Genomic DNA, 21,241 nt, shown 5'->3' with positions numbered 1-21,241 from the left:
AGCCAATAAAGTTCATAATTTGCTTGGTAATATTTATTTAATGTAATTAAATAATGCTACTCGGTTACCACATGCATTCTAGATGAGGTCATAAAATACTAATTCAAGGATCATTTTTAAATAAATGCAGATTTAACCGATCTTTATTTAAGGAATTGTAATTATAAATCGAGTACCGTGCTTTTCTTCAATATCAAACATAATTCTGCCACCAAGTGCTTGTGTTACTAGGTTATAGACTAAGTGCATACCTAGGCCGCTAGCACCCTGTCCGCGTTTGGAAGTAACAAATGGATCGAATATTCTGTTTTTAATATTTTTATCAACGCCTTGCCCATTGTCAGAGTAAACAATAGTTAATTTTTTTCCTACTAGCTCTACATCAAAACGAATTTCATTGTTTTCTTTCCCTACAAACCCATGAATTACAGAGTTTATAAGTAGCTGCTGAAATATCTGTTGTAATGGCTCAGATTTACTTTGAATGGCCAAATCAGTAGGGCAGTTGATAATAACGACAGGTTTTTTAGGAAGTAATTCTGATTGAATCGACGTTAAAACATCACTTATTAACTTATGTACATTGATGTGAGTATTAACGCCGTCATCTTGAATAACTGCTACTTTTTTAAAGTTTGAAATTAGATCCGCTGCGCGGTTTAGGTTTCGATAGATTAAATCTAGGTTTTCGATACCCTCATCTATAAAGCGTTTTAAATGATTTGAAGTGAGCTTTTTGTCATTAAAGCTTTGTTGTATATCAGCTAATTTATCGCGTAATAGAGTTGAGCCCGTAATGCCGAGTCCTATAGGAGTGTTAACTTCGTGAGCTACACCTGCAACCATTTGCCCTAGGGATGCCATTTTTTCGTTTTCAACAATTTGTGTTTGATATTGATGCATTCGCTCAAGAGTTGAAAGCAGTTCTTGATTTGCCTCTCTAAGGGCAATAGTACGTTGGCTTACTTTTTCTTCAAGGCTTTGGTTTAATTGTTTTATTTCTTGTTTGTCTTTTTCATGTCGCTCTAGTTGTTTTTTAGTGCGTGTCAGCATGATATTTAAACTATTAGAAAGCGTTGTAATTTCTTTTACATCAGTGATAGGGGCGCGAGCATCATAGTTATGATTTTTTGATACATCTTGCAATAGCATGCTTAATTGCTCTATCGGGCTTGCAATTTTTCGCTGAATTTTTGCTGCTATAAAGTACACAACGACCAGTATTAATAGCGTGAGTAATATATCAATGAGTATCTTTTGCTCAATGTATACTTCTAAGCTTTCTAAACTACCTCGCATATATACATAGCCAATTAGTTCTTCGTTATTATAAATAGGCCGTGTAATTTCTATGTGTTTGCTGGTTACTTTTGGCGTAGATAGCTCATTTACACTGTCTATTCTTAATGGTACCGGGGGCGTTTTTTTGGCATTAAAGCTTATAAAAAAAATGGGTTTTTGAGAGGTTTTTTCAATCGAATAAATATGAATGTTTTTGACTAAAGGGATATTGTCGAATGATTTAAGGCGTTTTTCTTCAGTGTTACGATCATCTCTTGCTACTGAGTCACCAGCATCAAAAGCGACTATTTCTGAAAGAATCACCAGTTTGTTAATAATTAACTGTTTCTGCTCCTTAACGCTTAAGTATGTCGATATAGATATAGATAACGACAAACAAATAGCTGTTATAAGCATAATTAAATTTATTAGTGCTTTGCGGATGCTACTTTGGTGAACTTTTTTAGGCATTATTTCAATACGGCCTGAATCAAAATTAATTATTTAGAGTTTTAGTTTAGCAAAGACAGCAAAAAAGGAAGGAAAAAAACTAAATTAATTCTTATGTTTATTCGAAAGTTAACTTGAGCACTTTTAGTGCCCAAGTAATCCACGAAACCAAATTAGCTGCTATAAACCGCAAATTTATTGTTTTTAAACACCGTTTGATAATTTTCAAACTGAGTTTCTAAAATTGGTGGGTATTTTAAAAAGCTATTGGCTACTATATTCAGTTTTCCTGATTTAGTTAAATGCTGTTTTGCATTTGCTAAAAAAGTTTCTGCTATTGTGTAATCTGTTGCAATCCCAGTATGAAACGGTGGGTTACTTACTATTAAATCAAACTTGCCAGTAATATTTTTAAGGCCGTCACTTAATATAGCCTCACCTTTAATATTATTGAGCTTAAGTGTTTGCTCTGTGGCATAAGTGGCTAAAGCACTTACGTCTGAACACACAAATTCAAGCGCTGGGTTTTGTAGGCCTAAATAGGTGGCAATTAAGCCAGCGCCACAACCAAAATCAAGCACTTTCCCCTGTTTAGTTATTGGAGCGTTTTCAAGTAGCATTTTTGTACCGGCATCTAATCCGCCGTGATTAAATACCCCCGGTACGCTAATAGCGGTAAAAGAAGTGTTGGCAACATCAATAGTAAACTGCTTGTGGTAAGTGCTTATATCAAAACGTGCATTTAGCTCAATATCGCTAAAAGAATAAAGTACACAGTGTTTAGCAGAGTCTATCTTATTACTAAAGGCGGCTTTACCTGCTAATTGTTTTTCAATTGATTTTACACCACTTTTGTTCTCGCCAACGACGAGTAACTCAGCGTCTTTAGCTATTACTGCACGAATATTATCTAACGCCATTAATAATTCTGGTTTAGATTTAGGGTAATAAAGAATAACTAAATCATAATCTTTGTTGCTAATAGTATGGTTAATAAGTACATCAATGCCGCTAATGTTTTTAGCAAAATCACCATTAGCATGGTTGTAGCTAAAGGCGGTAATAGTGCTTTGCGGATTAAGTGCTTTAAGTTCACTTAAAAAGCCATCTTGAACAAAGTTGACCACCAAGATTGATTTACCCGTTAACTCTTCACTATTTCGAAGCAGCAGCAAACTTGGGTTGGTTAATACGCTCATAAATGGCTTAGCCTTTTTAGTTGTTGATTAATAAATTAGTTACTTAGTACGCTCAAACATTAAATCCCAAACGCCGTGGCCTAATCTGTGACCGCGTTGCTCAAATTTGGTAAGTGGGCGTAAATCAGGACGTGGCACGTAATCGTTAGTCTCTGATTGGTTTTTATAACCAGGCGCTGCTTGCATTACTTCTAGCATATGCTCAGCGTAGTTTTCCCAATCAGTAGCCATATGAAAAACACCGCCTATTTTTAATTTAGAACGTAGTTTTTCAGCAAATTCAGTTTGTACAATACGGCGCTTATGATGACGCTTTTTATGCCATGGATCTGGGAAGAATAATTGCAATGTAGTTAGGCTCTCATCGCTTAAGCAATCAGCAAGCACCTCTACTGCGTCGTGTTCAAACACGCGTAAATTAGTTACGCCAGCTTCATCGGCATCCATTAAACATGCGCCAACGCCCGGGCGGTGTACTTCTATGCCAATAAAGTTAAGGTGTGGTGCATTTTTTGCCATTTCAACAAGTGATTTGCCCATACCAAAACCAATTTCTAGTACCACATCGTTGCTGTTGCCAAACACTTGGGTTAAATCAAGTAAGCCATTTTTGTGCTCAAGGCCCATAGTTGGCCAACACTTTTCTATAGCGGCAGCTTGGCCCTTGGTTAATCGGCCTTCGCGTTTAACAAAACTACGAATAGTGCGGATATACTTACCTTCTTGCTTAGCTTGCTCAAGGTTGTTGTTACTTGATTCACTCATATTATTGGCCTGACAAAAACAATGTGTTTAAAAATGGTTGCGTATTATCCCTGACCAAGGCGTCAATCACAAGTATTAGCGTATTATACAGCCCACATAGCTTGATCTTTTTATTAACTACAATAGACTGAGCCGCCATTGAGCATGAGTAAAAGCGTAATATGTTAGATTTAGATAAAAAGCAGTCTGATTGGTTTGCTAGCCAAGTAGTTGATTGGTATCACCTCCATGGGCGTAAAACATTACCATGGCAATTAGGTAAAACCCCTTATAAAGTTTGGGTGTCTGAGGTGATGCTTCAGCAAACTCAAGTTGTTACTGTAATCCCATATTTTGAAAAGTTTATGGCAAGCTTTCCTGATATTGTTGCTTTAGCTGATGCTGACGAAGATTTAGTACTACATCATTGGACAGGCTTGGGCTATTACGCCCGTGCACGTAACTTACATAAAACTGCAAAAATAGTACGAGATAAATACCATGGTGAGTTTCCGCAAACGCTTGATGAGGTAATGGACTTACCAGGAATAGGGCGCTCTACAGCAGGTGCTGTGCTATCGCTTTCGCTTGGGCAACATCACCCCATTTTAGATGGTAATGTTAAGCGTGTTTTGGCACGTTATTTTATGGTTGAAGGTTGGTATGGCGTTAAAAAAGTAGAAAATCAGTTGTGGCATTTATCTAATCAGCTTACACCTAAAAATAGCGTAACTGAATTTAACCAAGCCATGATGGACTTAGGATCAAGTCTTTGCTCGCGTAGTCGTTTTGATTGCCAAGCTTGCCCGCTAAACTCTGGTTGTAGTGCTTTTAATGCAGGTAAAGTAAAAGAGTTTCCGCATTCTAAACCAAAAAAAGTAATCCCTAAAAAAAGCTGCCATCAACTGATTATTAAGTGCGATGAAAAAGTCTTAATGGAAAAACGCCCTAGTAGTGGCATTTGGGGAGGTTTGTTTGGCTTTTTTGAATTTAACGAATTCAGCGATCTTGAGCAGTTTGTAGCTGAGCAAGGCATTAATGCTGACCTTGATGCTCTTGAGCCTTTTACGCATGTTTTTTCACACTTTGAGTTAACGATTAATCCGTATGTGCTTAATGTTAAACAAATCCCAGATGTAGTAAACGATAAACAATTAGTATGGTATCCACTTGATCAATCTGTGGAGGTGGGCTTAGCAGCCCCCACTAAAAAGTTGGTTAAACAAATTAGCCCGATAGGTTAAACTATTAGCATTTAGCGCTTAAGGATTCAATTATGGCACGTACAGTATTTTGTCAGAAGTTACAAAAAGAGGCCGAAGGGCTTGGTTTTCAGTTATACCCAGGTGAGCTTGGCGAGAAAATCTTTAACAATATCTCTAAAGAAGCATGGGGCCAGTGGCAACATAAGCAAACAATGCTTATCAATGAAAAACATCTAAACATGATGGACCCTGAGCACCGCACATTTTTAGAAGAGCAAATGGTAGGTTTCTTGTTTGAAGACAAAGATGTTGAAATTGAAGGCTATAGACCGCCTGAAAAGTGATTTTTAAGTACATTAAAAAAAGGGCTGCTTAGCCCTTTTTTATTATCAACTTAGCTTACTAGCGTTAATAAGTCAGCTCGTTCTCTTGTTCATCTTCAGCGGTTCTTACTTGCTCTTTTAAAAATTGAGCTGCTTTGGAGTATTCAATTTCAAGCTTATCACGTAGGTCGATTAACTCATCAGTGCTTAGCTCACCTTCTTCACACTTATCTTCAAATGCGCTTGAAAGCTCTGCCACCATTTGCGCACCAATTGTCTTAGAAATCGATTTTAATTGATGACAGCTATCAATGATCTCACTTAAGTCATTAACCATGACACCTGAGTTTATATTTTTAATTAACCCCTGACTTTGCTCTAGATACATTTTGAAAAAACGTATTTGCTTAGCCTTATCACCATTGACATATTTATTAACGGCTTCCATATCGATAGGCAGCGCTGTTGTTTGGTGAATAACTACATCGTGGTGTTGCTTATCACTCCAGCGCTTTAAAGTATCTTCTAGGGCGTTAAGTTCAATGGGTTTAGTTATAAAATCATTAATACCAACGGCTAAACAGCGCTCTTTTTCGCCTTTAAGCGCGTTTGCGGTAACGGCAATAATATAAGGTTGTGCATCTATAGATTCTAATAACTCGGCCTCGTTACGAATTTTTTCAACCATATCGTAGCCCGACATTTTTGGCATATGTAGGTCGGTTAAAATTAGGGAGTAGTCACCCTTTCTCCACATATCTAAACCTTCTTCACCGTTGTTAGCTATCTCAACGCCAAAACCGAGGATATGTAGTTGGTCGGTTAATACTTGTTGATTTAAGAGATTATCTTCAACTAGCAAAATCAATTTATTAGATTTACGGGCTTGCTCGATGTTTAAGTAGTTATTGAGTGTTTTGGTTTTTTTAATTTGTTTTGGCGTATGCAGGCCAGCTGCCACCAAAATAGAAAGCATAAAGTTAGACTTACACAGCGGCGAAGCATTAATGTAAAAAATACTTTTATGGTTTATGGCCGCTTCATCAAGCTTACTCAACACCACCACTTGTTGGTTATAATCCTCTAGTGAATAAAGTAAACGCCTAAGCAATGCGTTTATTTTATCCATATTGTCTATTCCGTCAGCTACCCAAATAATATCTTGGGAGTGCTGGTGTTCTTCAATTTCAGCTTCGCTGTGGACATAGCTAATTTTAGCTCCCATAAACGATAAGTAGCGATACATTACTTTTTCACGTTCAAGGTGGTTGCTCACAACAATAATTCGCTTGTCGGTGAGTGTACCTTTGTGTGCGTACATTATTTTGCCCGATATACTAAATGGCAACTCGACGGTAAACTCACTACCAATACCTTCGTGGCTTGTTACATGGATTGTACCAAGCATAAGCTCAGTTAAACTTTTACAAATCGAGAGGCCTAAACCTGTGCCGCCATATTCTCTGGTAATTGAGTTTTCGGCTTGTATAAATGGGTTAAATATTTCGCGTAGCTGCGATTGAGACATGCCTTTTCCATTGTCAGTTACGCAAAAGCGTAAGGTAAAGTGCTCGGCAGTATTATGAGCAACCTCAGCTGATATTTTTACATGGCCTTGAGTATTCTCGTCGGTACTTGTAAATTTAATTGCATTACTACAGAGATTATAAAGTACCTGACGCACGCGTACGCTATCTCCGGTAAGGTTTGTCGGAATATCTGGCGCTATTGATAGTTCTAAATCAAGCTTTCGTTTTTTAGCAATTGAAGAGAGCACTTTAGCTACTTCTTCAATAGTGTCAGTCACTGAGAATGGGGTAGTGTCTATATTTAGTTTACCAGCCTCGATTTTAGAAAAATCTAAAATGTCGTCCAAAATGCTTAATAGCGAAAATGCTGATTCACGAATAATAGTACTTAAGCGATGCTGCGCACCATCAAGCTCAGTCTGGCGCAATAAATCAATAGTCCCTATAACACCATTCATCGGTGTCCTTATTTCGTGACTCATTGTGGCTAGAAAGGTTGTTTTAGTTTCGCTAGCTCGCTCAGCCTTTAAGGTTGCTTGCTCGAGTGCTAAAGTGCGGTTTTGAACCTCCGCTTCCAGTCCATTTTGTAGTTTATAAAGCTCTTTCTGTGCAGCATCATTTTCATTCATTGCAGTTTGAACTTTTTGCAGTAGTAAATTAACGTGCTTTGCAACTACACCCAAGCCAATATCTAATTGCTCATTAATACTGCTGTCGTAATTGCCATTTTCAGTAATTGCTTGTAATTCTTGATTAAGTGATTCACTACTTTTTCGCAATCGATTATTTACGTACATATTAAAAACTAAAGCAAGTATAAATAACGCGGCTACAGCTGTTATAGCAATAATATAAGCAACAACTTGGGAGTCTTGAGCGCTTAGCGGCGCCGCGACTAATTTTTGTTTAATGATAAGTTCACCAATCGCTTGATTGTTTAGCATTAACAAATGGTGTATGGTGCCTTGCTCAACCAAGTGTTGGTCGGATTTAATAAAATCGATGGCGGGCTTACTGCTGCTATATACAAGCTGGGTTTCTGAGTTGGTATTAAAGCGATATAAAGTGTATTCAAAATCATCACCTAATAGGGATGTTAAATCAAGTAACTGTTTTACTTTGCCTTGTCCATACATGGTAAGCGCATCAACCATTGGTAGGTTGAGCCTGTTTGCAAGTGTCGCAATATTTATAGATGGCTCTGCTTGATAAGGGGAAACTTTAGTTTGCGTGTAAAATGAGTGAGCAATAATGGCGAGCGTTGTTACGGCCATATTAATGATTAAAAAAAGAGGTAATAAACCTTTTACCGGTGAAGAGAATTTACTCTGCATGGAATGTTCCCAGTTTGAATATTTAACTACGGTAAGCCCTTTACCGTATCATCTGTGTAATCGTAACATTTACAAAAAATAATTCACTACGTTTTTAGTCTGGTTTAATTGATTATATGAGAGATTTCTCACTTTATTTGATGGATTAATAAACATAAATTTATAAAAAAGCCTTTGGTTGCTTGAAAACCGTTCAAACAACTATAAAGAGTAAAAAAAAAGTTGACTTGTAAGGGCAAAACTCGTTTAATACGCCGCACGCCCAGATAGCTCAGTCGATAGAGCTTGGTGGGAGTTGTATTAAAAATGTTTTGATGTTTTTAATATGCACTGTTTAAGTGCCTCGATAGCTCAGTTGGTAGAGCAGAGGATTGAAAATCCTCGTGTCCCTGGTTCGATTCCGGGTCGAGGCACCATTTATTTAAAGTAGTAGTGTTTAATCAATAACCTAAACATTATTACGCGTGCCTTAGCACACAGTTTAGTGTGCCGACTTAGCTCAGCTGGTAGAGCAACTGACTTGTAATCAGTAGGTCAACCGTTCGACTCGGTTAGTCGGCACCATTTATAAAATTAAAAGTTATTTTACTTTTAGTCGCACAGTTTATGTGCCTCGATAGCTCAGTCGGTAGAGCAGAGGATTGAAAATCCTCGTGTCCGTGGTTCGATTCCGCGTCGAGGCACCATTTACTTTAAGTTATCAATCTTCAAAATTGAACGTGCCTTAGCACACAGTTTAGTGTGCCGACTTAGCTCAGCTGGTAGAGCAACTGACTTGTAATCAGTAGGTCAACCGTTCGACTCGGTTAGTCGGCACCATTTATTTAAGTTAATTGTTATTTTTAATAGTTAACTAGCACAGTTTATGTGCCTCGATAGCTCAGTTGGTAGAGCAGAGGATTGAAAATCCTCGTGTCCCTGGTTCGATTCCGGGTCGAGGCACCATTTATTGAAAACCTTGCTTATTAGCAAGGTTTTTTTTTAAATAGTGCTACAAAAAGTTCTCAATCTTTAAAATTGATCGTGCCTTAGCACACAGTTTAGTGTGCCGACTTAGCTCAGCTGGTAGAGCAACTGACTTGTAATCAGTAGGTCAACCGTTCGACTCGGTTAGTCGGCACCATTTAATTTAGTAATTTGAAGAGCATACTGTAATCAGTAGTCTGTTTAAGTTATCTGTCGACTCGGTTAGTCGATACTATTCATTTAAAGCCTCGCTTATTGCGGGGCTTTTTTGTATCTGTAGTTCAACTTTTAGTAAATAAACCTGACCCCCCCTCACTTTTACCGTATAACTGGCTATTATGTTAGTTCGTCGCAACGTATGTAATGTTATGTAAAGTAAGTTGAGCAAAATTTGCCAAAGTGCTTGAATTACATTCATAAATGGCAGTAATTTAGGTTTAAATATGATTTGGCAATACAAGCCAACTTTATTGGCAATTAGCGTGATGCTGCTCAGCGGCTGTGCGAGTAGTTTAAACTCGTCTCAGCGTTTAGAACAGCCCGATGATGTGCCAAAACAGTGGCAACAAAAAGCATCAAATTCAGTATTAGCAGTGAAAAACGATTGGCTTACACAGTTACAAAACCCTACGCTTGATAAGTTTGTAAAACAAGCGCTTACAAACAACCAGCAACTTTTACAAACAAGTTATGATGTTGAAATTCAAAAGCAGCAGCTAATAGTATCTGGCGCAGCACTTTGGCCAAGCCTAGATTTATCTGCTCGCACAAGTCGAAGTAAAGATAATCGTCCTGTTAGTTACGATAACGCAAGCTCAGTCAGTTTAGATTTAACTTATGAAGTTGATTTATGGGGTAAACTGTCTGATTCTAAGCGTGAGGCTAATCTTAACTATTTAGCTCAACAAGCACGCTTTGAGCAAGCTAAGCAGCAACTGGTCGCAGATGTTGTTACCAGTTGGTTTGATGTCGTTTCAGCGCAGCAGTTGCTAGATCTATTTAAACGCAGAGAAGAAAACGCCCAACAAAGCCTAGAAATAATCGAATCAGGCTATCGTCAGGGTATTAATGAGGCACTTGATGTGTACCTTGCTCGAAACGAGCTTAACACTGAGCGCACTCGCATAGCGACGCAGCAAGCCAATTTAGCGGCTTCATCGCGTATTCTAGAACGCCTGCTAGGTGAATATCCAAAAGGTGCTATTAGCACTAATAGTGACTTACCCGTTATTAATACCGATATACCTTTAGGTTTACCATCAGAACTTATAACGCGCAAACCCACATTACGTGCTAGCTGGTATGAGCTTTTAGCTACCGACGCAGCTTTAGCTTATGCACACAAACTGCGTTTTCCTAGTTTAAATTTAGCAGCTTCTTTGAGTGATAGCACTGACAGAGTGAGCGATTTATTTTCTCCTTCAAGCCTTGCTTGGTCTTTACTCGGCAGTATTTCAGCGCCACTTTTTGAAGGTGGGCGCTTAGAAGCAAATGAAGAAATAGCGCGTCTTAATACACAAAAGCAAGAGCAGCTTTATTTACAAACGCTTTATGACGCTTTTGGCGATGTTGAAAATGCAATTTCGCAGCAGCAGTCCCTCAAAGCTCAATATACAAGCACACTAGAGGCACAAGAAAACGCCCTCGCAGCAGAGCAGCTTTCGTTTGAGCAATATCAAAGTGGCTTGGTGACTTATACAACGGTACTTGATGCTCAAGACCGTTCTTTTGACGCGCAAAGTTCTTTAATTGAAATTAAAAATCAATTAATAGCTAACAGAATTAACTTACACATTGCCCTTGGTGGTGATTTTGCAAAACCCTCAAGTGAACTAAAGAGCAATAACGATGAAAACTAAAACTGCAAAAATCTTAATCCCTGCCGTAGTTATCGTGGCGACTTTATTAATTGTTATGTTTATTAAAGGTAATCCACCACAAGCTAAACGTTCAGGTAAGCCACCTAAAGCAATAATAAGTGTTTCAGCACTTGAGCTAAAACCGCAAAACTATCAAATTATGATAGACAGCTATGGCACGGTAAAACCGCGTACGCAAAGCTTATTGGTAGCCCAGGCTTCGGGGCAAATAATTGACGTAAGCGATGACTTTAGAGAAGGCGGTTTTTTTGAAAAAGGCGATGTACTTTTAAAGTTAGATGATAGAGATCACCAAGCTGAAGTAAAGTCGGCGCAAGCTAATTTATTAAGTGCAGAGCAAAGCTTACTTGAAGAAAAAGCCCGAGGACAGCAAGCCATAACTGATTGGCAGCGTTTAGGTGGCTCTGAAAAAGCAAGTAGCTTAGTGCTACGTGAACCACAATTAGCAGCCGCTGAGGCAGAAGTTTTGTCAGCGCAGGCTGCACTTGAAAAAGCACAGCTTGATTTAGAGCGTACAAAAGTAACAGCGCCTTACGCTGGACGTATACTTAGTCGCAGTGTTGACTTAGGGCAAGTGGTGAGTAATAACACGCAACTTGCCACAATTTATGCAATCGACAGTGTTGAGATCCGCCTACCTATTAAAAATAAAGATTTGTCATTTGTTAATTTACCAGAGCAGTACCGTGATGGCGCTAAAAACCAAGCCGGTTCTTTCGTTGAGTTTACCTCTGATTTAGTAGGGGAGCAGCAATGGCAAGGGCAGCTTACACGCACTGAAGGGGCTATAGATGAAAATGCACAGCAACTTTATGTTGTTGCTAAAATTGATGACCCATACAAAGCGACAGCTAATAATCAATATCCTATAAAAATAGGACAATACATAAAGGCGCAAATTACAGGTAAAACAGTGTCTAATGCACTTATAATTCCTAATAGCACCATTTACCAAGGCACTTACGTTTACATAGTGCAAGAGGGTGTACTTAAACGCAAAGACATCACGCTTGCTTGGCAAAACGCAACACAGGCAATGATCAACACAGGCCTAACTGCGGGCGATAAATTGGTGCTAACACCACTTGGACAAGTGAGTTCAGGTACTCAAGTGAGTATTTTAGGTGAGCAAAATGCAGAGCAAACCAAAGGAAAAAGTGCGCAGGGGCAAGGCAGAGGAAAACGCATGTCACCAGAGCAGCTTGAGGAAAAAGCAAAAGAGTTGGGTATTAGCGTTGAAGAGTTAATGAAAAAACGCCGCGCTGAAAAACAAGGAGGCAGACCATGATAGCTTGGTTTACTAAAAACCATGTTGCTGCCAATTTATTATTAGTAACATTATTATTGTCGGGGCTTTTTAGTTTATCAAATAAGATACCGCTTGAAGTTTTTCCGTCTTTTGAAACTGATATGATAAGCGTAAATGTAAGCTTATTGGGCTCAACACCAGAAGATGTAGAGCAAGGGGTGACTATACGTATAGAAGAAGCAGTACAAGACTTAGAGGGCATTAAACAAATATTTAGTCGCTCATCAGAAGGGTCTGGTTCTGTTACTATCGAAGTAGAAAGCGGCTACGACCCTCGTGAATTACTCGCTGATATAAAAAGTCGCGTAGATGCCATTAATACCTTTCCCGCTGATGCTGAAAAGCCTGTAGTGGCTCTTGCTGAGCGAATTAGAGATGTAATTGCTGTTACTGTATCAAGTGTTTATGGCGAAAAAGAAACCCTTGAATACGCCGAAAAAGTTCGCGATGATATTTTGCGTCTGCCCAACGTAACGCAAGTAGAGCTAAGTGGTGTTCGTGATTACGAAATTGCTATAGAAGTAAGCCAAGATACCCTTCGTCAGTACGATTTAAGCCTTGCAGAAATATCTAGCGCTGTCGCTAATTCGAGCAAAGATATTTCTGCCGGTAACTTAAAAACGCAAGGGGGAGATGTACTTATTAGCTCTAAAGGGCAAGCTTATCGTAAAGATGAATTTGCCAGCATTGTGGTAAAAAACCAAGCAGATGGCACCATTATTCGTCTAGGGGATATTGCATTAATCAAAGATGACTTTGAAGAAACCCCAGTGCGTACTCGCTTTAATGGTAAGCAAGCGGCCTTTATTGATGTGTATCGAATTGGTCCACAAAGCGCGATTGCAGTTGCGGATGATGTAAAAAATTATATTAAAGAGGAGCAAAGTTCACTCCCTCAAGGCTTTGAGCTAAGCTATTGGGATGACGACTCAGAGCTTGTTAAAAGCCGTATTTCAACCTTAACGACTAATGCGCTACAAGGCGGTATTTTAGTTCTTGCTTTACTTACTTTATTTTTGCGCCCGGCCATTGCATTTTGGGTGTTTATTGGTATTCCCGTATCGTTTATGGGGGCATTTATTGCTATGCCGATATTTGGCGTAACACTTAATATTATGAGCTTATTTGGCTTTATATTGGTACTGGGCATCGTGGTGGACGACGCCATAGTCACCGGCGAAAACGTCTATACCCACTTAAAAACAGCCAAGTCTGGCGAACAAGCTGCCATTATGGGTACTCAAGAGGTCGCAACCCCCGTTACTTTTGGTGTATTAACAACCGTTGCCGCATTCCTACCTTTAGCTTTTATTGAAGGGGCGCGAGGTGCCTTATTTGCTCAAATTCCAGTAGTGGTTATTCCGGTATTACTATTCTCACTGATTGAATCTAAATTTGTATTACCGGCGCATTTAAAATATATAAAACTGCGTCATGAACAAAGCAAGCCTTCAAAATTTGATGTTCTTCAACAGCGTTTTGCAGATGGATTTGAAAACGCTATCTTGAAGTATTACCAACCAATATTAAATTTAGCGCTACGTCATAAGTTGGCATCAGTTAGCTTATTTATCGGCGTGTTTTGTATCATATTAACGATGATCACCAGCGGTTGGACAAAGTTTGTGTTTTTCCCGCGTATTCCAAGCGAAACGATAAAAGTAGAGCTGACGCTACCTACCGGTACTCCGTTTGAAGTGACTAATAAATACGTGATTGATATGTCGCAAAAAGCGCAGCAATTACAAGAAAAATACCGCGACCCAGATACCGGCGAGAGCGTTATTTTAAATATATTAGCAACAACTGGCGGGCGTGGAGGCGTTTCTAATTCAGGCTCTGTGCGCTTTGAAATTACACCTGCTGAAGAGCGCGAATCAGACATAGGTTCAAGTGAGCTTGCAAGTGAGTGGCGTGACTTAATTGGGATTATACCAGGGGCAGAAAGTCTCACGTTCAGAGCTGAAATAGGACGAAGTTCAGATCCAATAGATGTGCAGCTAAGCGGTACCTCGTTAACTATTTTGCAAGATGTAGCTGATCATATTAAAACACGCTTGGCGACTTACCCAACGGTATTTGATATTGCAGATAGTATGTCTGATGGTAAAGAAGAGTTACGCATAGAGCTTACCGATCAAGGTTTAGCGCTTGGATTAAATAGATCCGATGTAGCAGGGCAGGTACGCAGCTCGTTTTATGGCTCGCAGGTACAGCGTATTCAACGTGGTCGCGATGATGTACGTGTAATGGTGCGCTTACCTATTGATGAACGTCGCTCAGTTGCTGATTTGAAAAACATACTAATAGATACCCCCTCAGGTGGCTCAGTACCGTTATCACATGTAGCGACGCTAAGTGCAGGGCAAAGCCCTTCAACAATAAACCGTATAGACCGCTACCGTACTTTAAATATTACCGCTGATATTGAAAAAGATAATACCAACATGACGGTACTTCAGGCAGATTTAACTGAGTATTTAGATGGTTTAATGCAGCAATACCCTGGTGTTGATTACAAGCTCGAAGGCGAAGCTAAAGAGCAAAGAGAGTCGTTTGGCTCACTTGGCTGGGCGCTCATCTTCGTGTTCTTTATAATTTATGCATTACTAGCTATACCGCTTAAATCGTACATGCAGCCAATTATTGTAATGAGCGTTATACCATTTGGAATGATTGGTGCCGTGGTTGGGCATTGGATCATGGGCATGGATTTAACCATCATGAGTTTGCTAGGTATGCTTGCACTCATTGGTGTGGTGGTAAATGACTCGCTGGTTTTAGTTGATTTTATTAATAAAAAACGCAGTGAAGGTGGTGCTATAATTGATGCGGTTAAGGCTGCTGGTGCATCACGCTTTCGCCCAGTAATGCTAACCAGTTTAACTACATTTATAGGCTTAATGCCGCTGTTATTTGAAAAGGCAACGCAAGCACAATTTTTAATTCCAATGGCGGTAAGTCTTGGGTTTGGGATTATTTTTGCGACCTTTATTACGTTATTACTAGTACCAATAAACTATATGCTGATGGAGCGGTTTCAGGGTTGGTTTAAGTAAATAAGCGTAAGCATTTAAAATTTAGCTGTAAGTAAGAAATTGCTTGCAGCTTTTTTTTGCCAAAAATTATAAAAATAATGTACGAAGGTGTAGCAAAAAAAATGAATAAGTAATAAGAGGGAGTATAAAAATAAGAAGGTGTTCCCCAAGATACGGTACCCGGTTTCAGTCCTGAAACCAGAAGGTTTCAGGGCGGAAATCTGCGGTCTACCGTAGGCTTCTCGGTACATGCCGAGCTTGCACAATAGTAGACGAACAAAAATCCTGGTATAAAATTTATCGGCTCAGGGACTTAACCAAGCTCCGGTACCCCAGGGAACAATTTAAGTATATAAGACATAATCCAATCCTTAAACCCTAAACGTAAAAAATTAAACCGTTCGCTTAGTTTTCCCACAGCTTTAACTCATCATTTACTTTATCGCATGGTTTTTGAGCTTGATCATACAATTAATTGGAGTTGCTTTTTATCGAGTGGTAGCATTGGTTTAACTAGCAAAGTGAAGATATAAACATGAGCGATTTACCAGATTACGAAAAAGCCCAGCTGCTTTTAGAAAAAAATGAAATTTTTGTATCACCTGCAGAAGCCCACGGCGTTATTAGTGGCTTATTAGCATGTGGGTTGAGTATTGATGACAAAGAATACTTAGGCTTATTAAGCGACGTATTTAACGATGGTGAATCGTTTAGTAACGATTTAAAGCAATTTTTTGGCACTATTTATAAACAAGTAGTTGCAAGCTTTAACGATGAAGCCTTTGCGTTTGATTTATTTTTACCAAGTGACGACGAAACACTCATCGATCAGGCAAATGGCCTCGTATCATGGGTTGCAGGCTTTATGCTTGGCTTTGGTTTAAAGCAAAAAGATTACGGTAAGCTATCGGCAGATGTTAAAGAGGTTATTAGTGATTTTAGCGAGATCACTCGTCTAGATACCACCTTTGAAGAAACCGAAGAAGACAGTAATGCGCTTCATGAAGTGATTGAGTACGTGCGTGTGTCGGCACTGCTTTGCTTTGCAGAGCTAGGTAAAGAGCAAAAAGCACAAACAACTAAAAAAACTCTGCATTAAACATTCACTTTTAAAACAGCAAAACGGGTTGGTAAATAATGGTTGAAATAGATAAGTCAGAATTTAAAGCACGTCGCGAGCGCTTACTTGCACAAATGGATGCAAACAGTGTGGCAATTATTCCTGCCGCCCGTGAAGTAACCCGCAGCCGCGACACTGAATATGCTTTTAGACAAGATAGTGACTTTTTTTACTTAACCGGTTTTAATGAACCCGATGCTGTTTTAGTGCTTAGTAATAATAGCGATATACCTAGTACGCTCTTTTGCCTTGATAAAGATAAACTAGCCGAAATTTGGCATGGCCGCAGAATAGGTTTTGATAAAGCTAAAAGCGACTACTTGTTTGATGAAGCTTACCCACTAAGTGAGTTAAACGATAAGCTAGTAACTATGCTCAATGAAAAAGATGCAATTTATTTTGCACAAGGCGCTTATCCTTCATTTGATACCAAAGTGTTTTCTTTATTAGGTACGCTTAGAAGTGGTGCGCGAAAAGGCCTTAAAGCACCAGGTACTTTAAAAGAAATACGTGGTCTTATTCATGAGATGCGTTTGTTTAAATCGCCAAGCGAAGTAAACATTATGCGTGAAGGCTGTGAAATAAGTGCTCGTGGGCACATGCGCGCTATGCGCTATTCGCACCCCGGTGCTACTGAGTTTCAGCTAGAAGCAGAGCTGCATCATCATTATGCAATGAACGGTGCGCCGCACCCAGCTTATGGCACCATTGTTGGCAGTGGCGATAACGCTAATATTTTGCACTACACGCAAAATAGCGATGTGTTAAAAGCGGGCGACCTAGTATTAATTGACTCTGGCTGTGAGCTACAAGGCTACGCTGCAGATATTACGCGTACCTTCCCTGTAAATGGGCAATTTAGCGAGCCGCAAGCCGCGCTTTATAACATTGTACTTAAGGCGCAAGCAGTGGCTTTTGAAGAGGTTAAACCCGGCGGGTTTATGTCGCACGCTAATAAACGTGCAATGGAAGTAATGACTCAAGGTTTAATCGAACTCGGTATTTTAACCGGCGACTTTGACGAGCTAATGGTAACAGGGGCATGCAAAGAATATTACATGCACGGGCTTGGGCATTGGCTTGGTTTAGACGTTCACGATGTTGGCGATTACAAAGTAAATAACGTTGAGCGTGCATTTGAGCCGGGTATGGTACTCACTATAGAGCCAGGGCTTTATATAAGTGAAGATTCAAACGCACCGCAGCAATACAAAGGTATAGGTATTCGTATTGAAGATAACTTACTTGTCACCGAGTCGGGGCACGAAAACTTAACTCAAAGCGTACCTAAAACCATAAACGATATTGAAGCACTTATGCAAAGCGCTAAAAGCGCATAAGCTTGGAGAGTAAAGTGGCTAAGCAGTTTGATGTTGTAGTTATTGGGGGTGGGCTTGCAGGAGCTAGTTGCGCGCTAAGTATTGCTAAAACAAACCCTTCACTCACTATTGCGGTAGTAGAAGCAAATCAAGTAACGGGCGATTACCACCCAAGCTTTGATGACAGAAGCATAGCGCTTGCTCAGCAATCGGTTGAGTATTTACAGCGCTTAAATTTGTTCGATAAAACCGCATCGTATACTGCTGCAATAAAAAAAGTAAGCGTGTCGGATCGTGGTCACTTTGGTAAAGCACATATTAATTGCGACGAATTTGCTAAGCCCTCATTAGGTTATGTAGTTGAAGTAAACCCGTTTGGTCGAGCACTCTATCAGCGATTAACACAGGCGAGCATTTCACTTTATTGCCCCGATAGCGTAAGCACTATTAAGCAAAACCTAAACAATAACGAAATTACTCTACAAAGCGGCGAGCAATTAAATACTAAGCTACTTGTTATTGCCGATGGTGCACACTCTCCAACCCGCAAATTACTTGGTTTACACTTTAATACTCAGCCCTATGAGCAAGGCGCTATTATAGCTAATGTTGAAGTAGCAGACGGGCATAACAACCATGCCTACGAGCGGTTTACCAAGTACGGGCCTATGGCGCTTTTACCAATGAGCAATAACCGTTACTCATTAGTGTGGTGTATGACAAAGCAGCAAGTTGAGCAGCATACCGCCTTAAATGAAAGCGACTTTTTAAATGCGCTACAACGTGCATTTGGTTACCGAGCAGGGCAATTTACAAAAGTGGGCACACGCACAAGCTACCCGCTGGTTTATGGGCAAGCAGAATCATTAACGGCGCATCGTACAGTAGTAATTGGTAATGCCGCACATGCTATTCACCCTATTGCAGGGCAGGGCTTTAATTTAGGCCTACGTGATGTACAAGTACTGAGTGATTTAATTGCAACGAGTAAAAACGAATTAGGCAGCTATGCGTTTACCCGTGAGTATTCACAAAAGCGCAGTAGCGATATAAACACCGTAATGAGTTTAACCGATGCACTGGTTAGGCTTTTTTCAAACTCGTCACGGGTATTGGCGCTTGGGCGCAGCATTGGGCTTTTCTCAATGGATTTATTTCCCGCATTAAAAGCACCCTTGGCAAAGCAGCTAATGGGGCAAGTTAAACAAGGTAGGCATTTATGAAGCAAGCACAGGTTTGTATAGTGGGTGGTGGCTGCGTAGGCTTAACTCTCGCTTTAGGGCTGGCAAAAGCCAATGTAAGTGTTGTGGTGTTAGATGCCGCGCCAAATCAAGCGCCCCCAACTGATGAATACGCCTTGCGCGTAAGTGCGTTGAGCATAGCAAGCCAAGCCTTGTTTGAGCAATTAAACGTGTGGCCACACATAATAGCAGAGCGAGCGTGTGCCTATACGCATATGGATGTACGCGACGCCGACAGCTTTGGCAAAATAGCCTTTAATAACGAGCAACTTGAGCTTGATAATTTAGGCCATATAGTAGAGAACGATATTATTCGTTTTGCGCTTATAAAAGAGCTAGAGCAACAACCAAGTGCCACACTCATGTTTGATACTGAGTATCAACAAATACACCAAAGTGAGTCCGACGTATTTATAACCCTTAAAAGCGGCGAGCCAATTATTGCTAAGCTGCTGGTGGCGGCCGATGGCGCAAATTCGGCTATTCGTAAACAATTTAATATGGCGCTCAGCTTTAAAGATTACGACCACCACGCGCTAGTTGCTACGGTTAAAACTAAAGAGCCACATGCAAGCACCGCGCGCCAAGTGTTTTTACCAACTGGGCCACTGGCATTTTTACCACTAAGCGATGCCAACACCCACTCTATTGTATGGTCTACCAGCCCTAACCACTGTGATGAGTTGCTAGCAATGGACGACACCGCCTTTAATAAAGCCGTAATGGCTGCCATAGATGGCCAATGCGGCCTGTGTGAAGTGCAAAGTAAACGCGCTGCATTTCCACTTAAAATGCGCTACGCCCAGCAATGGGTTGACGGCAAAGTGCTCTTAATGGGCGATGCAGCGCACACCATTCACCCGCTAGCAGGACTGGGTATGAACTTAGGCCTAAAAGATGCCGCTTATTTAATTGAGCTTTTAACACGGGATAGTAAAGAATTTGCAAGTACCCGTACACTTCGCGATTACGAGCGCACCCGCAAGCTCGACGCGCAAAAGCACATAGCCATGATGCAAGGACTCAAAGAGCTATTTGAAGGTACAAATCCGGTTAAAAAGCTGATTCGTGGAGTCGGGCTGTCACTCGTTGATAACCTAGGCCCAATCAAGCACTTGTTCGCCAAAGAAGCGATAGGCAAGTAACGTAGGTTGGATAGAGCGAAGCGAAACCCAACGAGAAAGTAAAGTGGTCAGTTTTTAGCTGTCAGCTTTCAGCTATTAGTATTTTTATGGATAGTAATAAGGTAATCAGGAAGATTAATGAAAAAAAAATTTAAATATAACACCTCAAATTTCCTACTTTTCTGTCTGTTGGTAGTCTCTTGTATAGCTATTATCGGGCTCTATATCGCAACTTTTGGAATTGATTTAATAAATAATAAAAACTTTTCTAATTGGGTTGATACTGCCACTTATCTGAATAATATGCTTCAGCCTACACTCTTAATTACGAGTATTTTTCTTGTATATAAAACGTGGCAGACGAGTAAAAAAGAATTATCAGAAACCAGAACACTTATGAAAACTCAAACTGACGTTTTACTTTTTGATAAGGTAAAAGAAACCCTGCCTATGTTTATAGAGTCATTGCAAAACAATAACGTAAAAGATATTCCATCAAAGAACAAAGATGTGAATCAGTGTATTTTTAGATCTAAGCTATCTGATTTTAGTTACCTCATAAAAGACCCTAAACTGATTAATCAAGATGATCTTGAGGCTCAATATGGTGTGGACGTTTTCGAACATCTATTGGCTTGTGGTAGTCGAAATCATTGTAAAGAGTTTCAAGCATTTCAATTTGTTATTTTATCTAATGATGGGAGGGATTTGATTAAAACCATCTATAATAAAATGATAGCGCTTATCTATTTATCGGATAATACCTTCCTGAAAAGTTTTGATAGAGACTTTATAAATATTTTTGAGTTTATCTCCTCCGTTACAGACAAAAAACTTCGATTACTCCTATATAAAGAGTTAGTTAAGTCGCTAGGTGGAAACCTAGCTTTAAAGGGGCTTTTCATTTTCTATCAATCTAGATACAAAACTTTGTCAAAGGTTACAGAAAGTGAATTTTTGAAAGAATGCATACGCGACTTTTATGACAATAACCTTTTAGAAGTATATAAGCCGGATTTTTATCTAATAGGATTAATTAATAAAGGCCGTCCTAGCAGTAATTAACTGTTTTTAATGCGCAAAATGAAAACTTTGATTACCTGTTAGATTTAAAAGCTTCGCTTTTCACGCGAGCAAGCTCAGCGTCTACGTGTAAAGTTTAACACTGCGCTTAATTTT

General features: G+C 39.7%; 14 protein-coding genes, 6 tRNA genes and 1 other RNA gene. 16 read left to right on the top strand and 5 right to left on the bottom strand.

The features are described from left to right. Positions 1-147: 147 nt before the first annotated feature. From J8L73_RS14150 to trmB, 3 genes are all read right to left on the bottom strand, one after another. The gene (locus J8L73_RS14150) at positions 148-1,752 is read right to left on the bottom strand and encodes a HAMP domain-containing sensor histidine kinase (protein WP_211018008.1); all 1,605 of its coding nucleotides are present in this window, start codon (positions 1,750-1,752) and stop codon (positions 148-150) included. A 152-nt stretch (positions 1,753-1,904) separates the two neighbouring features. Then, positions 1,905-2,930 (bottom strand): methyltransferase, encoded by a 1,026-nt coding sequence (locus J8L73_RS14145; RefSeq protein ID WP_211018006.1) that lies wholly within the window; start codon positions 2,928-2,930, stop codon positions 1,905-1,907. 39 nt (positions 2,931-2,969) lie between these two features. Next, positions 2,970-3,695, bottom strand: a complete 726-nt coding sequence (gene trmB / locus J8L73_RS14140) for a tRNA (guanosine(46)-N7)-methyltransferase TrmB (RefSeq protein ID WP_211000784.1) — start codon at positions 3,693-3,695, stop codon at positions 2,970-2,972. A 161-nt stretch (positions 3,696-3,856) separates the two neighbouring features. On the opposite strand from trmB, the gene mutY reads away from it, so the two are divergent. After that, the gene (gene mutY / locus J8L73_RS14135; RefSeq protein WP_211018004.1) at positions 3,857-4,918 is read left to right on the top strand and encodes an A/G-specific adenine glycosylase; all 1,062 of its coding nucleotides are present in this window, start codon (positions 3,857-3,859) and stop codon (positions 4,916-4,918) included. Positions 4,919-4,950: 32 nt separating this feature from the next. Continuing rightward, the gene (locus J8L73_RS14130) at positions 4,951-5,223 is read left to right on the top strand and encodes an oxidative damage protection protein (protein ID WP_004587535.1); all 273 of its coding nucleotides are present in this window, start codon (positions 4,951-4,953) and stop codon (positions 5,221-5,223) included. A 64-nt stretch (positions 5,224-5,287) separates the two neighbouring features. Here the strand turns inward: J8L73_RS14130 and J8L73_RS14125 are convergent, their stop codons facing one another. Further along, positions 5,288-8,065, bottom strand: coding sequence for an ATP-binding protein (locus J8L73_RS14125; protein ID WP_211018002.1), 2,778 nt, complete (start codon positions 8,063-8,065; stop codon positions 5,288-5,290). Between the two features lie 340 nt (positions 8,066-8,405). Between J8L73_RS14125 and J8L73_RS14120 the strand changes: the two genes are divergently transcribed. From J8L73_RS14120 to J8L73_RS14080, 9 genes are all read left to right on the top strand, one after another. Then, positions 8,406-8,481: transfer RNA gene (locus J8L73_RS14120), tRNA-Phe, on the top strand. Positions 8,482-8,553: 72 nt separating this feature from the next. Beyond that, positions 8,554-8,629, top strand: a tRNA-Thr gene (locus J8L73_RS14115). Positions 8,630-8,675: 46 nt separating this feature from the next. Further along, positions 8,676-8,751 (top strand) — tRNA-Phe (locus J8L73_RS14110). 57 nt (positions 8,752-8,808) lie between these two features. Further along, positions 8,809-8,884 (top strand) — tRNA-Thr (locus tag J8L73_RS14105). A gap of 50 nt (positions 8,885-8,934) precedes the next feature. Then, positions 8,935-9,010, top strand: a tRNA-Phe gene (locus J8L73_RS14100). Positions 9,011-9,112: 102 nt separating this feature from the next. Then, a tRNA-Thr gene (locus J8L73_RS14095) sits at positions 9,113-9,188 on the top strand. Positions 9,189-9,474: 286 nt separating this feature from the next. After that, positions 9,475-10,890, top strand: a complete 1,416-nt coding sequence (locus tag J8L73_RS14090) for a TolC family protein (RefSeq protein WP_211018000.1) — start codon at positions 9,475-9,477, stop codon at positions 10,888-10,890. Further along, positions 10,880-12,199, top strand: a complete 1,320-nt coding sequence (locus tag J8L73_RS14085; RefSeq protein ID WP_211017998.1) for an efflux RND transporter periplasmic adaptor subunit — start codon at positions 10,880-10,882, stop codon at positions 12,197-12,199. Before J8L73_RS14090 ends, J8L73_RS14085 begins: the two co-directional genes overlap by 11 nt. Beyond that, a complete protein-coding gene (locus J8L73_RS14080) occupies positions 12,196-15,279 on the top strand; it encodes an efflux RND transporter permease subunit (protein ID WP_211017996.1) in 3,084 nt (1,027 codons plus the stop codon). The genes J8L73_RS14085 and J8L73_RS14080 overlap by 4 nt, the downstream gene beginning before the upstream one ends. Before the next feature lie 138 nt (positions 15,280-15,417). Here J8L73_RS14080 and ssrS read toward each other — a convergent pair. Next, positions 15,418-15,600: non-coding RNA, 6S RNA (gene ssrS, locus J8L73_RS14075), on the bottom strand. A gap of 193 nt (positions 15,601-15,793) precedes the next feature. Here ssrS and J8L73_RS14070 point away from each other — a divergent pair. From J8L73_RS14070 to J8L73_RS14050, 5 genes are all read left to right on the top strand, one after another. Then, complete coding sequence (locus J8L73_RS14070; RefSeq protein ID WP_149593990.1) at positions 15,794-16,357, top strand: UPF0149 family protein; 564 nt, start codon at positions 15,794-15,796, stop codon at positions 16,355-16,357. Between the two features lie 38 nt (positions 16,358-16,395). Next, complete coding sequence (pepP, locus tag J8L73_RS14065) at positions 16,396-17,718, top strand: Xaa-Pro aminopeptidase (protein WP_211017994.1); 1,323 nt, start codon at positions 16,396-16,398, stop codon at positions 17,716-17,718. 14 nt (positions 17,719-17,732) lie between these two features. After that, entirely contained in the window at positions 17,733-18,920 is a 1,188-nt protein-coding gene (ubiH, locus tag J8L73_RS14060; RefSeq protein ID WP_211017992.1) for a 2-octaprenyl-6-methoxyphenyl hydroxylase, read from the top strand. Beyond that, a complete protein-coding gene (locus J8L73_RS14055; RefSeq protein WP_211017991.1) occupies positions 18,917-20,083 on the top strand; it encodes an FAD-dependent monooxygenase in 1,167 nt (388 codons plus the stop codon). The genes ubiH and J8L73_RS14055 overlap by 4 nt, the downstream gene beginning before the upstream one ends. A 117-nt stretch (positions 20,084-20,200) precedes the next feature. Beyond that, positions 20,201-21,127: a hypothetical protein gene (locus J8L73_RS14050; RefSeq protein WP_211017989.1), complete on the top strand. Its 927-nt coding sequence runs from the start codon at positions 20,201-20,203 to the stop codon at positions 21,125-21,127. Positions 21,128-21,241 lie beyond the last annotated feature (114 nt).

Source organism: Pseudoalteromonas sp. MMG006 (assembly GCF_018101025.1).
In the GTDB taxonomy this organism is placed as follows: Bacteria; Pseudomonadota; Gammaproteobacteria; order Enterobacterales; family Alteromonadaceae; genus Pseudoalteromonas.
The sequence above is the reverse complement of the archived record's forward strand: the minus strand, read 5'-3'. Positions and strand labels throughout refer to the sequence as shown.

Bases quoted from the DNA above. Each gene is read 5' to 3' on its own strand.
- trmB (WP_211000784.1), bottom strand. From the start codon at position 3,695: ATGAGTGAATCAAGTAACAACAACCTTGAGCAAGCTAAGCAAGAAGGT.
- J8L73_RS14125 (WP_211018002.1), bottom strand. From the start codon at position 8,065: ATGCAGAGTAAATTCTCTTCACCGGTAAAAGGTTTATTACCTCTTTTT.
- J8L73_RS14050 (WP_211017989.1), top strand. From the start codon at position 20,201: ATGAAAAAAAAATTTAAATATAACACCTCAAATTTCCTACTTTTCTGT.
- J8L73_RS14080 (WP_211017996.1), top strand. From the start codon at position 12,196: ATGATAGCTTGGTTTACTAAAAACCATGTTGCTGCCAATTTATTATTA.
- J8L73_RS14150 (WP_211018008.1), bottom strand. From the start codon at position 1,752: ATGCCTAAAAAAGTTCACCAAAGTAGCATCCGCAAAGCACTAATAAAT.
- J8L73_RS14145 (WP_211018006.1), bottom strand. From the start codon at position 2,930: ATGAGCGTATTAACCAACCCAAGTTTGCTGCTGCTTCGAAATAGTGAA.
- mutY (WP_211018004.1), top strand. From the start codon at position 3,857: ATGTTAGATTTAGATAAAAAGCAGTCTGATTGGTTTGCTAGCCAAGTA.
- J8L73_RS14090 (WP_211018000.1), top strand. From the start codon at position 9,475: ATGATTTGGCAATACAAGCCAACTTTATTGGCAATTAGCGTGATGCTG.
- J8L73_RS14085 (WP_211017998.1), top strand. From the start codon at position 10,880: ATGAAAACTAAAACTGCAAAAATCTTAATCCCTGCCGTAGTTATCGTG.
- pepP (WP_211017994.1), top strand. From the start codon at position 16,396: ATGGTTGAAATAGATAAGTCAGAATTTAAAGCACGTCGCGAGCGCTTA.
- J8L73_RS14070 (WP_149593990.1), top strand. From the start codon at position 15,794: ATGAGCGATTTACCAGATTACGAAAAAGCCCAGCTGCTTTTAGAAAAA.
- J8L73_RS14130 (WP_004587535.1), top strand. From the start codon at position 4,951: ATGGCACGTACAGTATTTTGTCAGAAGTTACAAAAAGAGGCCGAAGGG.
- J8L73_RS14055 (WP_211017991.1), top strand. From the start codon at position 18,917: ATGAAGCAAGCACAGGTTTGTATAGTGGGTGGTGGCTGCGTAGGCTTA.